The 12,477-nt window shown below is 37.6% G+C and carries 12 protein-coding genes; all 12 read left to right on the top strand.

Annotation, left to right across the window (positions count from 1 at the left end; all coding sequences use genetic code 11):
- Positions 1 to 291: 291 nt before the first annotated feature.
- A complete protein-coding gene (locus tag NYE52_RS19695; RefSeq protein WP_341194622.1) occupies positions 292 to 600 on the top strand; it encodes a hypothetical protein in 309 nt (102 codons plus the stop codon).
- Complete coding sequence (locus tag NYE52_RS19690) at positions 600 to 1,358, top strand: RQC-minor-1 family DNA-binding protein (RefSeq protein WP_341194621.1); 759 nt, start codon at positions 600 to 602, stop codon at positions 1,356 to 1,358. The genes NYE52_RS19695 and NYE52_RS19690 overlap by 1 nt, the downstream gene beginning before the upstream one ends.
- A gap of 303 nt (positions 1,359 to 1,661) precedes the next feature.
- A complete protein-coding gene (locus NYE52_RS19685; protein ID WP_341194620.1) occupies positions 1,662 to 2,474 on the top strand; it encodes a creatininase family protein in 813 nt (270 codons plus the stop codon).
- 21 nt (positions 2,475 to 2,495) lie between these two features.
- A complete protein-coding gene (locus NYE52_RS19680) occupies positions 2,496 to 3,296 on the top strand; it encodes an ABC transporter ATP-binding protein (protein WP_341194619.1) in 801 nt (266 codons plus the stop codon).
- Positions 3,297 to 3,311: 15 nt separating this feature from the next.
- Positions 3,312 to 4,649 (top strand): FAD-binding oxidoreductase, encoded by a 1,338-nt coding sequence (locus tag NYE52_RS19675; protein ID WP_341194618.1) that lies wholly within the window; start codon positions 3,312 to 3,314, stop codon positions 4,647 to 4,649.
- A 49-nt stretch (positions 4,650 to 4,698) separates the two neighbouring features.
- On the top strand, positions 4,699 to 5,511 hold the full coding sequence (locus tag NYE52_RS19670) for an ABC transporter permease (RefSeq protein ID WP_341195246.1): 813 nt from the start codon (positions 4,699 to 4,701) through the stop codon (positions 5,509 to 5,511).
- Between the two features lie 60 nt (positions 5,512 to 5,571).
- Positions 5,572 to 6,567, top strand: a complete 996-nt coding sequence (locus NYE52_RS19665) for an ABC transporter substrate-binding protein (protein WP_341194617.1) — start codon at positions 5,572 to 5,574, stop codon at positions 6,565 to 6,567.
- Positions 6,568 to 6,569: 2 nt separating this feature from the next.
- Complete coding sequence (locus NYE52_RS19660; protein WP_341194616.1) at positions 6,570 to 7,892, top strand: amidohydrolase family protein; 1,323 nt, start codon at positions 6,570 to 6,572, stop codon at positions 7,890 to 7,892.
- A gap of 30 nt (positions 7,893 to 7,922) precedes the next feature.
- Complete coding sequence (locus NYE52_RS19655; protein WP_341194615.1) at positions 7,923 to 9,161, top strand: amidohydrolase family protein; 1,239 nt, start codon at positions 7,923 to 7,925, stop codon at positions 9,159 to 9,161.
- Positions 9,162 to 9,254: 93 nt separating this feature from the next.
- Positions 9,255 to 9,449 carry a beta family protein gene (locus tag NYE52_RS24760; RefSeq protein ID WP_445669154.1) on the top strand — a complete coding sequence of 65 codons (195 nt, stop codon included), beginning with the start codon at positions 9,255 to 9,257 and terminating at the stop codon, positions 9,447 to 9,449.
- 771 nt (positions 9,450 to 10,220) lie between these two features.
- Positions 10,221 to 11,450: an MFS transporter gene (locus tag NYE52_RS19650; protein WP_341195245.1), complete on the top strand. Its 1,230-nt coding sequence runs from the start codon at positions 10,221 to 10,223 to the stop codon at positions 11,448 to 11,450.
- 237 nt (positions 11,451 to 11,687) lie between these two features.
- Positions 11,688 to 12,461, top strand: a complete 774-nt coding sequence (locus tag NYE52_RS19645) for an IclR family transcriptional regulator (protein ID WP_341194614.1) — start codon at positions 11,688 to 11,690, stop codon at positions 12,459 to 12,461.
- The last annotated feature ends 16 nt before the right edge of the window (positions 12,462 to 12,477 follow it).

Raw genomic sequence — 12,477 nt, 5'->3', positions numbered from 1 at the left:
AAATTGGAAAAGGTAGCAGGTTTCTTGTCCCATGAGGAATAATAGATCCGCCAAAAGATACCGAAACAATATTTACTCCTCTCAGAAGAACAAAGGGAAAGGACTCATTAACTTGATTCTTTTCCCATTTTTTTTGTAAAATGCAGGCATTAAAACCCTTATCCAATCAATAAGGAAAAATCATCAGTTTTCAAACTCATGAAAAGATTGGCAGGAAAAATTCCTGTTCATGCGAAAGTGGGAAAAATTAATAGATGTTGGCCACTATTCTAGGAAGGAGAGAAACGTCTAATGCCAGCAAAAAAGAATGGCCAAGCTTGGGAAGAGGCCAAAAAAAGGTGCCGATTGAATAATATCGAAATTCAAATGGCAAAAGAGTTAGGAATGACACCCAAGGTTTTAATAAGGAATATTCCTGCTCCTAATCAGCAATGGAAAGCCCCAGTAAAGGTGTGGATTCGTGAATTGTATGAGGAGAAGTTTGATAAGGATTTGACAGAAACACCTATTCTTCTTAAAAAACTTGCAAATAGCGTTAAAAAGAAAGAAACACCGATTTTTTCTGATTCTTGGATTGATGAGGAGGACTTACCATTTTGATGAGCGTTAAGACGGGGCGATTAGCTGAAGAAGAAATAATGGCCATATTGAGAGCGGCTGATGAAATTATTGCTAATGGAGGAAGAACGCTTCTTGCAAAAATTTTAAAGGGGGCTCGGGAGAAGAAGGTATTACAACTTGAGCTGGATAGATGCCCGGTCTATGGTTTTTATAAGTCAGAGAAGCTCGATGAAATTATGGGGAAAATTGATTGGATGATAGATCATGATTTTCTAGATATAGAGTATTCTGGGAAACTCCCAATGATTATTTATACAGAGCGAGGATGGTACATTGAGTCCGATCAATATACCGATGAACTTTTGAATGAGTGGAAGGAATGGATGAAAGAGGGGAAACAAGATCCTGATATGAGCTACTTAAAGGGTCGGAATCGAAACATGATTCTTTTGCTCCTAGAAAAAGTAAAAGAATCTGGTGATCAATCATTTATTCCTTATCTAGAATTATGGGAAGAAGTGGATTATAAAAAGGTACGAGAAGAAATTCAAACAACGATACATGTCTTAAATAGTAACGAGCCGATTGATGATACCGCTGCAAAGGAAAGAGCAGAATCAATCAAGGAAGCACTAAAGGGGATCGAGCCACATGATCTACTTTTAAAATGCTGGACATGTGGAAAACGGTTTACTTTTACAATAGGAGAGCAGCAGTTTTATAAGATGAAAGGTCTTTCATTACCGAAAAGATGTGAAAAGTGTCGGAATGAAAGGGATTATGAGTTATTTTATTAAACAGTGCCTGGTACTAATTATTATATGTTGCATTGGAAAAGAACTCTTTTAAGGGTTCTTTTTACTTTTAGTAAAAAGTAGGTTCTTAAACACCTTGAAATATTCCTTTCTTTCTAGGGGGTATGGTCAATTTGTTCAAAGTATACAAAATATTATGAAAACTTTTACGAAAGTGCTAATGCAAATTGGAAAAGTAACCTCTATTATAAATATAGTATTTATGTCAGTAATTATAACATGATATGTTATTTGTTTGGGTTTTTATTAGAGTTCATTAGTCTTTTATAAGGAGGATGGTAAAAGATGTTACATGGTAGATATAGTGGAAATGCATTCGAAAAAAGATTTTTGCCTAGATTAACCTCTAGAGAAATAGAACTGCTAGATAAGGAGAATGCCCTTGTTATTTTACCGATAGGTGCAGTAGAACAGCATGGACCGCATTTACCTGTTTATACAGACACACTAATTGGCGAAGGCCTTTTAGCTGAAGCGCTAAATCTTATTCCAGAAGAGGATGTTTGGGTGCTGCCATCTCTTCCATATGGTAAGAGCACAGAACATTTAGGTTTGTCAGGAACAATTACATTGTCGTCTGCAACTTTGCAGGCCGTTATCAGTGATATTGCCAAAAGTGTAAGTGAAAGTGGCTTTAATAAATTGCTTCTCTTTAATACCCATGGGGGAAATCATGATCTCCTTAATATGATGGCAAGAGAAGTACGAATTGAAACAGGGATGAATGTGTTCCGGTTAAACCCGGATTATTCTGTCATAAGCTCGCTCATTTCGGAAAAAGAACAAAAGTATGGAATTCATGGTGGAGAGGTAGAAACTTCCATGGTTTTGGCTTTAAAAGAAGCATGGGTGGATATGGAATTAAGCCCAACGGAGTTCGTCCAATTGCCAGAAAATACACAGCACTTATATTTGAAGGGCAACAGCTATTTTGCTTGGGTGATGAAGGATATTTCTTCGACTGGAATAGCAGGAGATGCAGCCAGTGCGACTATTGAAAAGGGCGAACAGATTCTTCAATTAGTGAGTGAAAGCTTTGCTAGTGCAATAAAGGAAATGATTCGTTTTGATCTTCAAACCATAAAAGGCTCCATGTAACGAAAAGGGAGGGGTTTCTGTATGGCAAATGCCAGTGTGATAGAAAAACAAAAGCAAAATCTAGTAAACGAAGCTATTGTTCATTTGCAAAATGTTAACAAGGTTTATCCAAATGGAAAAACAGCTGTTCAAAATGTAAGTCTCGATATTAAACAAGGAGAGTTTGTTTCCTTTGTTGGACCGTCGGGGTGTGGGAAATCAACGATCTTTAAAATGATTTCGGGGTTGATTGAGCATACAGATGGAGAACTGACGATTCTAGGTAAAAGTCCGCGCATGGCTCAAAAGCAGAGTACCGATGTATCTTTCGTTTTTCAGGATGCAACCTTGCTGCCATGGAGAAATGTGATGGATAATATTTTGCTTCCTTTGGAATTTCAAAATATCCCGAAAAAAACAAAGGTTGAGATGGCGGAAAAAGTGTTGGAATTAGTAGGATTAAAGGATTTTCGCAAAGCCCTACCAAGGGAATTGTCAGGTGGAATGAAGATGAGGGTATCAATTGCAAGGGCCCTTGTCGCAAAACCGAAATTATTATTAATGGATGAGCCCTTTGGCGCTTTAGATGAAATAACCCGACAGAACTTGCAGGCAGAGCTGTTAAAAATATGGCAAAAAGAACAAATGACAGTCTTATTTATTACTCATAATGTGTTTGAGGCAGTCTATTTATCTACAAAAATTGCCGTAATGACACCTAGTCCAGGAAAAATAGAAAATACAGTCGATGTCAATCTGCCTTTTCCTAGAAATGCTGAATTGAGAACCTCCCATCATTTTAGTGATATAGCAGCAAAGGTTTCCCATTATTTACAATTTTAATAGGCGGTGACTTTTATGTGGTTAGAGAAATTAATAGAGTTAGTTGGCAAAGAGAAGGTAATTATAAGTGAAAGTCAAAGAGAACGACTGTCAAAGGATTATTATTGGTATTCTCCTGTACTATTCGAAGAGCTAAAGGATAAAGTCGCAGATTGTGCTGTAAAACCAATCTCTATCGAGGAAATAAAAGAAATCGTCACCTTCGCAGTAGCTAATAAAGTGTCAGTAACGATTAGAGGAGCAGGAACCGGAAACTACGGGCAAGCGATCCCTTTAAAAGGCGGAATTGTTCTCGATTTGACGAAGCTAGATAAATTACTAGAACTGACGGAAAGCACCGTGAAAGTACAGGCAGGGATGCGTCTTGGTGCATTGGAGAAAACGTTGCGGAAACAAGGAAAAGAACTAAGGATATATCCTAGTACTTTTATGACATCAACCGTAGGAGGCTTCCTATGTGGTGGTTCTGGCGGAATTGGATCCATTCGTTGGGGCAACTTATGGGACGGCAATATTATTGGCGTTACAGTTATGACATTTGAAGGGGAGCCGAGAATCTTTGAGGTAGTAGGAGAGGAAATGGAAGACTACATACATAATTACGGGACTACGGGGATTGTATTGGAAGCAATTTTGCCAGTGGAAGAGAAGCAAGAGTGGACTCAACATATTATTTCCTTCCCCACTTTTAAAGAGGCTGTAAAATTTGGCGATGAGCTAGCACATAACGAAGCGATCACAAAGCGTCTTGTGTCTGTGTGTGAATGGCCGATTCCATCCCATTTCCATTCTCTAAAAAACGTCCTTCAGGATGATAAATCAATTACCATGCTGGAAATTGAAGAATCCTGTTTGAAGGACTTACAGCTTTTAGTGGATAAATATAGTGGGACTTCTGATTTAATAATCCCTGCAAGCAATTATCATAAAGGATTAAAAGTATCTGATTTCACATGGAATCATGCAACCCTTTGGGCCCATAAACATGGAGAAAATATGACATACCTGCAAGCGAGATTTAAGGTAGATCAAATTTTTGAGCAAATGGATACACTGAGAGAAAAATTTGGAGAAGAAATTCAATTTCATTTTGAGTATATCAAAATAAAAGGGGAGATTACACCGGCCTCTTTACCGGTTATCCTTTATCAATCAAAAGAAAGATTATATGAAATTATTGATTTTTGTAGAAGTATAGGCGTGGAAATCAATGATCCTCATACGTACTTGCTTGGCTTTGGTGGCTACAATTTAAAAATGGAACAAATCATGAAAAAGAAACAGGAAAATGATCCATTCGATTTATTAAACCCAGGTAAGATTCCTGTAAAGCAAGAATCAGAGATTATCTAAAAGGAGGGATACGATGGAACAGGCAACTCAAAAGGTTACAGAGGTTCAAATGGTAGGGATAAAAACCGACAAAAAACTGCGCAAAGTATTAAATGTTTGGATTCCTCCATTGATTGTATTTGTATTGTTTATGCTTATTTGGCAATACGGTACTGTGCTATTTCAGATCCCTCCCTATCTATTGCCAAAACCAACAGATATTCTTCAGGCTTCAATCGAAAATTGGGAGAATCTTAGAAATGCCGTTACGCGAACGATTACTGCTTCCATCATTGGATTTGTATTTAGTGTAATTGGAGGTGTGGTTGCGGCGATATTGATGGCGAGTTCGAAAATTATGGAAAGAAGCTTATATCCATATGCTATTCTTCTCCAGACGATTCCGATTGTTGCGATTGCTCCGATTATTGTTATCTGGTTTGGCTCTGGAACTAATGCGATTGTTATTATCGCTTTTACAATTGGATTTTTTCCGATGCTATCGAATACACTAGTAGGCTTAAATGCAACAGATCGTGGCATGATCAATCTATTAACCTTATACCAGGCTTCTAAATGGAAGATTATGTGGAAGGTTCGCATTCCTTTTGCGCTTCCTTATATTATGGCAGGCTTAAAAATCTCCTGTACACTTGCCGTCGTTGGTGCCATTGTTGGGGAATATATCGCAGGCATTGGTGGAGGAGACGGTGGGCTAGGCTATGCCATCACAGTAGCATCCAGTCGAATGGAAACAGCCTATTTATTTGCCTGTGGAATCTCTGCCAGTATTCTAGGCATCGTATTCTTCCTATTGGTGAATCTATTATCAAAATGGATTTTGGGATCTTGGCATGAATCAGAAATGAAACGAGACAGCTAATAAAACAAATTTTTTTACTAGAATAATCATTACAGATAGTCGAAAAGGGGAACTTAGTTGATGGGGAAAATTAAATCGTATAAAAAGTTTGGCGTGTTGATCACTGCTTTGTCTATGCTGTTACTTGCTGCCTGTGGAGATACGAAAGAATCAGGAGGTTCTGCTAAGAAGGGAGAATTAGAAAAGGCTAAACTAGTGACAAACTGGTTTGCGCAGCCGGAACACGGTGGGAACTATGCTGCTTTAAAGCAAGATTTCTATAAAGAAGAAGGAATTGATATGACCGTTGAGCCTGGTGGTCCGCAAATCTCTTCTACTCAAATAGTGGCTTCAGGAAAAGCTCAATTTGGTTATACACAAGCAGAAGATATCTTAATTGCCAGAGATAAAGGGATTCCGTTAGTAGCGATTGGAGCGATCTTCCAAAAGAGTCCACAAGTATTAATTGGACATGAAGGAGCATTGAAGGATTTCAAGGATCTTGCTGGAAAAACAGTATACACCGCTCCAGGCAGTGGCTATTGGGAATACATCAAAACAGCATATGATTTAGAGGTAAAAGATATGGCCTATACAGGATCATTAGCGACCTTTATCGATGACCCAAATGCGGTAACCCAAGGATATGTTACTTCTGAGCCTTATGTTTTAGATCAGGATGGGGTAAAAACAGATTATTTATTCATCCATGATGCTGGTTTTGAAACATATGCCAATGTTATTTTCACGACAGAAGATGTGATTAAAGATAATCCTGAGTTGGTTCAAGCCTTTATGAATGCAACGGTTAAGGGCTGGGAATATTATCGTGATCATTCTGATGAAATTAACCCTTTCCTAAAAGAGAAAAATCCAGATTTATCACTTGAATTAATGGATTATGGAGCTAAGGAAGAAGAAGAATTGATTTTTGGCGGCGATGCTAAAGAGCATGGCTTTGGCTATATGTCTGATGAACGCTGGACAAAGCTTCAAGAAGAGCTGTTGGATTTAGAAATTATTAAGAATAAAGAAGATGTTTCAAAAATGTTTACGAATGACTATTTAGGTAAGTAGAGATGATGGATGTGCAATTGACGAATGTTTCTCTGCCATTAGTAGGTTCGGAAAAGCTATATACAGTAGTCATTCAACATGGCATCTATACAAAAATAGAGCCGCAAACGGAAAAGAAGCATGGAAACTCTGCCGTATTTCATGAGATTTGGAGCAATCGAACAAGTCAGCAAGAAACAATAGATATGGAGGGAAGAATTCTTCTTCCCTCTTTTATTGATATTCATACCCATCTCGATAAGGCATTTTCCTTAAAAACTGTGCCAAATAAGTCTGGAACGTTAATAGAGGCAATTAGGAATTATAGCGAGAAAGCAGCAGGTTTTTCCAAGGAAGAAATTAAAAAACGAGTAATGAAGGGAGCCCTTCAAGCATTGTCGTATGGCACCACACATATACGAACCCATGTGAACTTTGAATGGAATATATCGAATGAGCTGGCATTAAGTCATTTACAAGCAGTGTTGGAAGCAAAGGAATTGTTAAAGCCTTATATTACCTTACAGGTTGTTCCAATGTTCTCCGATCTTTCTTTAAAGCACGAAAAAGAAAGAGACGTACTAAAGGAGGCAATTTCCTACGGGATTGATGGGATTGGCGGAGCACCACATTTATCTCCGAATGCAACAGAAGACATGGATCAACTGTTTGCCTTAGCTGTTAAATATGATAAATTTCTAGACCTTCATGTGGACGAACAAGATAATCCAGAAATATGTACGATTCAACGTGTCATCGATAATACGAAGAAATGGAATATGCAAGGAAGAGTTACGGCTGGTCATTTATGCTCTCTATCTGCTATGACAGAGCAGAGATCCAAGCGAATTATCGAGGAGATGGCACTTCAACAGATAGCTGCTGTTACTTTGCCTGGCGCCAATATGTATTTGCAAGGAAGAGACGATAAGGGACTAGTGCGAAGAGGCATAACAAGAGTGCGTGAAATGCTGGAGAAAAAAGTGCTGGTGGCAACTGCGTCGGATAATGTAAGTGATCCATTCCATCCCTTTGGTCGATTTGATTTATTGCAGATAGGGCTGCTTACTGCCTATACGGCGCATTTGGCTAGTGAAGAGGAATTGCTAGCAGTGTTAAAAATGATTACTGAAACTCCTGCTATTATCTTTGGGAAAAAGGAACACGGAATAAAAGAAGGAGCAGCAGCGGAGTTTGTTCTGTTTGATGCAACAAATATATACGATCTTTTTGCCAATTTATCTCCTACACGCTATGTATACAAAAATAGGGAGTGGATAAGTGGTTTTCACTCGGAGCATCACTTTGGGCAGGAAAAAATAAGTAGGTTAGTAGAGAATCTATGACATTACAATTAGAGAATGGAGGGAGAGAAGATGTTCGATTTGGTGCTAAAAAACGCTCAGCTTCCCTTTCAGACGAATAGTGCAAATATAGGAATAAAAGAAGGGAGAATTCTCTCCATTTCATCGGAAAATTTACTAGGAGCGAAGGAATTGGATTTAGAAGGAAACGTTGTATTGCCGCCTCTTGTGGAGATGCATACGCATTTAGATACGGTGCTCACAGCAGGGGATCCAGTATTCAATCAATCCGGTACATTAGGAGAGGCGATTGATATTTGGTCGATTCGAAAGCAGTCACTCACAAAGGAAGATGTGAAAAATAGAGCTTCCAAGGCCCTCAAAATGCTAATGGAATATGGCATATTATACGTTAGGGCGGCAGTGGACATATCTGATCCCAACCTAGCAGCACTGCATGGGATCATTGAATTAAGAGAGGAGCTTCAGTCGCTCCTTTCTATACAAATTATTGCTTTCCCCCAAAACGGTATCGTTTCATGTCCAGAAAACCAAGATCGTTTAGAAGAGGCAATTTTGCTAGGCGCAGATGCAGTTAGTGCTGTGCCACATTTAGAGCATTCGAGAGAAGAAGGAATCCAATCATTGGAATTCGCCTTTTCTCTAGCAAAAAAATATGAAAAAGAGATTCATATTTTTTGTGATGAAGTCGATGATGAACATTCCCGTTTCCTTGAAGTAGTCGCAAGCCTTACGTTAAAGGAAAAACTGGAGGGGAAGGTAACCGCCAGTCATGCTAATGCCCTGCTTTATTATTCTGATGCTTATGCAAATAAAGTAATGTCCTTGGTTAAGCATGCGAACGTGACAATCGTTTGTTGTCCTCTCGTAAACACGACGATGCAAGGAAGAACGGATTCTCATCCAAAAGGGAGAGGGATTACACGCCTAAAGGAGTTAGCGGAACAAGGCGTAAATGTATGCATCGCCCATGATGATATTCGCACACCTTTTTATCCATTCGGAAATGGAAACATTCTACAAGCAGCTCACATGGCTCTTCACTTAGCTCATATGACCGGAAGAGAAGAGTTAAGACAAATAGTGAACATGCTTACTATCAATGGAGCAACTGCATATTCTATACAGGATCAGTATGGGATAAAAGTTGGCAAAGAAGCTAACCTTGCCTGTTTTCCAGTGAAAGATGTGTATGAGATTTTCTTTAAGCAGCCGAAGTGTAGATATTTATTTAGAAAGGGAGAGTTGATGGTGGAAACGGAGCCAGAGAGAACTTGTTGGAATATCTGAGAGATGGCTTAATGTAATTAAAGTTTCTTGTATGGTACTGATTTTTTGATCTATTAAAATAAATTCACAAAAAATTCAAATGTTACAAAATTAATTGGTGATGATGGTGAATTAACGTTTTATGAAGTATGTAGAGAATTAATTAATTTGGACTTCTATCAAGGGAGAGAATTTTCTTTTGGAGATGAGGAAATTTATAAATGTGCTAATCAAGAAATAATAATTGGCGATCATCAGTCTCCTATCGCAATATCAGTTAACCATCATATAGAGACTACAGTCGCGTAGCTGTTAATCTAACCGCCAATTATCTCGGAATTTTAAAGTATTATATACAAATTCCTTAATAATATTAAAATCAGCTTCTTCTTGTAAAAAAGACAGGAGCTGTTTCTTTTAATCTCATATCCATGCATAATCCCATTAACTACTGCCACATCAACTCGACTAGCTCCAAAGTCCAAACCTAACTCGTAATATTCCTTGTATCTTTCCGTCCCTTATATTTTTCATTCAACTCAACCAATAATAATTTTCTGATTATAGCATCGTTTAACAGTTCCAATTTAATCACCATATAATAACATTGACAAATACCATCAAAACAAGACAAAGTTTTTGATGGTATAATTCATTTTTAACCTTATACGGGATTATATTTTCTATAATTCTTCATAACATTATGTTTTCCTTTTATTATTAGTCTAGCATTCACCATATCACAGAAATAAAATCCAAAAAAAAGCATTTTTCATATCCAATTAAAACCTTCATTACCTAATACAATCTCTTTCTTTTTAAAACTGAAAATAAATAATATGTTATATTTTCTGACAATATAATAGATTTATAAAATAGCTAATAGTATTATACATTTATGCTACTTAATTTTGAAACAACGTTCCGTTTGGCGGAACATCTGACAGTATAGATTATATTCTACGAGAGAGAGAATAGGATTATTATTTATTGCTTCTGACAGAAAGAGGAAGACATTTTTGAGAGGTAGCTAGAATGAAAGAGCCATATTTGGGCAAAGGGAGGATATAACCAGTGAATATGAAAGCATATGAAACAACAGAGGTGCAAGAAAAGAAAATAACAGGTTATCAGTGGAAAACGCTATGGTCTTCTACGATTGGGTATGCCATGGATGGATTGGATATGATGATCTTATCCTATACCTTGCCACTGATTATTGCCTTTTTTGGCATTAATCAAGCAGAGGCGGGAAGTCTTTCTACTATTACATTGCTTGGAGCAGTAGTCGGCGGGATTGTGTTTGGGGTAATGGCTGATAAATTTGGGCGAGTACGTGTGTTTACATGGACTATTTTAATTTTTTCTGTTTTTACAGGTTTATGTGCTTTTGCTCCTAATTTAGAAACCTTTGCAGTCTTCCGCTTTTTAGCTGGGTTAGGACTTGGGGGAGAATTTGGAATTGGAATGACCCTAGTAAGTGAGACTTGGCCGAAGAAGCTTCGATCTCGCGCTACATCAGTTGTAGCGGTTGGCTTTCAATTAGGGATTGTTCTAGCTACCTTAACTGTATTGTACATTGCGCCAAAATTCGGTTGGCAGGGCGTATTCCTTGCAGGAGTAATACCAGCAATTTTTGCTTTTTGGTCTCGGAAAAATTTAAAAGAGCCAGAGGTTTGGACAAAGCTTAAAGAAGAAAATAAAAATAAAATTGCGATTGGACAATTATTTGCTTCAAAAAAAACAACGAAGATAACGATTGGCTTAATTATTGCTACAAGTGTTCAAAATTTTGGTTTTTATGGAATTATGACTTGGATGCCAACGATGCTTGCATCAGAGCTAGGCTATAATTTTAATAAAACGACGTTATGGACGGTAACGACTATTATCGGAATGATTGTAGGTATCTTAATCTTTGGTTATTTGGCAGATAAAATTGGACGCAGACCTTCTTATATAGCTTTTCTGTTTGCAGCAGCGATTATTGTTTGGGTTTATTTCCAAGTTACTTCTACAGTAGCCTTATTGCTTCTTGGGGGAGTGTTGGGATTCTTTGTAAATGGAATGATGGGAGGATATGGAGCGCTTCTAGCGGAACATTATAATACAGAGGTTCGTTCCACGGCCGAAAATATCATTTTTAATGTAGGGCGAGCAATTGCTGGATTTGCACCATTAGTTATCGGCTATATTTCGCTTAATCATTCTTTAAGCTATGCACTTAGCCTATTATCTGGTGTATATATTTTATCTGCATTAGCCTTTATCTTTTTAATTCCTGAATCTAAAGATAAAGAAATCGTATAACGAACAAGGCAGGGTGTTGTAGAAGAGATAATCTGCACTGAAAAGATCGATAAAGATAGAAGTATCTTTAGAATGAACAATACTATTAGAAAAACGTTATTTACCGTTTTTATGGCGATTGGTTCATTTGGATGTTTTTTGTGAGAGAGAAGGGTGCTTCTATAACACCTTCTCTTATTCTGAAAAAATGAAACGGTGTTCCACTAAGAGGAACTCGTTTGGAGGGAGAGAAAAGGCTTGGAATGGTTAAATCGGTTTACTGATGTAATGGACTGCCTTTCTTCTAACCCGAATATGGGGATGGGAGTAAGTGAACTTGCTAGAGAAACCAATTTAAGCAAGGGTACAATTCATCGAATGCTAACAAGTATGTGTGAGTATCAGCTTGTTATACAGGATAATGCTTCTAAACAATATTATCTTGGACCAAAAACAATGCTTTGGGGAAGTCAATTTTTAAGATTGCAGGATCCTATCAAGCTATTAGGTCGGTATGGAGAAAAATTATCCAATGAAACCAATCTATATACATTCATTAGTCGATTTCATGGAGGAGATGTGTACTGTGTTTATACACATCAACCATCTGATTTACGCAATAAGTATTTTGTCCATGTCGGGCAACGGATGCCGATTCATTCTGCAGCTGCAGCAAAAGTAATTGTTGCATATCAAGAGGAAGCGATTATTGAGAAGATGCTGCAGGAAACGAACTTTGAGGCGGCCACCCCATTTACCAAAACAAATCCTATCCAAATAAAAGAAGAATTACAAGAAATCTATCAATCCCAGCTTGCTTTTTGCATCGAAGAATTGGAAATGGGCGTATCGGCTATTTCTGCTCCGATATTTTATGATGATAAAAAAACGAATGTAAGTATAAGTATTGTTGGAGCAAGTGATTATATGGAGATACATCAAGAAAGCTTAAGGAAACAAATAAACGAAGTGGCACAAGATGCAAGTGAATATATGAAATCTATGCATCTATTAAGCTCTATTCGCTTATAAAGAGAGGTGTGGGTAT

This window comes from Niallia sp. FSL W8-0635 (assembly GCF_038007965.1).
Classification (GTDB): Bacteria; Bacillota; Bacilli; order Bacillales; family Cytobacillaceae; genus Niallia.
Note: the sequence above shows the minus strand (reverse complement) of the source record. Positions and strands in the feature narration are given on the sequence as shown.

Coding starts and splice junctions, on each gene's coding strand:
- NYE52_RS19695 (WP_341194622.1), top strand. CDS start 292: ATGCCAGCAAAAAAGAATGGCCAAGCTTGGGAAGAGGCCAAAAAAAGG.
- NYE52_RS19690 (WP_341194621.1), top strand. CDS start 600: ATGAGCGTTAAGACGGGGCGATTAGCTGAAGAAGAAATAATGGCCATA.
- NYE52_RS19685 (WP_341194620.1), top strand. CDS start 1,662: ATGTTACATGGTAGATATAGTGGAAATGCATTCGAAAAAAGATTTTTG.
- NYE52_RS19680 (WP_341194619.1), top strand. CDS start 2,496: ATGGCAAATGCCAGTGTGATAGAAAAACAAAAGCAAAATCTAGTAAAC.
- NYE52_RS19675 (WP_341194618.1), top strand. CDS start 3,312: ATGTGGTTAGAGAAATTAATAGAGTTAGTTGGCAAAGAGAAGGTAATT.
- NYE52_RS19670 (WP_341195246.1), top strand. CDS start 4,699: ATGGTAGGGATAAAAACCGACAAAAAACTGCGCAAAGTATTAAATGTT.
- NYE52_RS19665 (WP_341194617.1), top strand. CDS start 5,572: ATGGGGAAAATTAAATCGTATAAAAAGTTTGGCGTGTTGATCACTGCT.
- NYE52_RS19660 (WP_341194616.1), top strand. CDS start 6,570: ATGATGGATGTGCAATTGACGAATGTTTCTCTGCCATTAGTAGGTTCG.
- NYE52_RS19655 (WP_341194615.1), top strand. CDS start 7,923: ATGTTCGATTTGGTGCTAAAAAACGCTCAGCTTCCCTTTCAGACGAAT.
- NYE52_RS19650 (WP_341195245.1), top strand. CDS start 10,221: ATGAAAGCATATGAAACAACAGAGGTGCAAGAAAAGAAAATAACAGGT.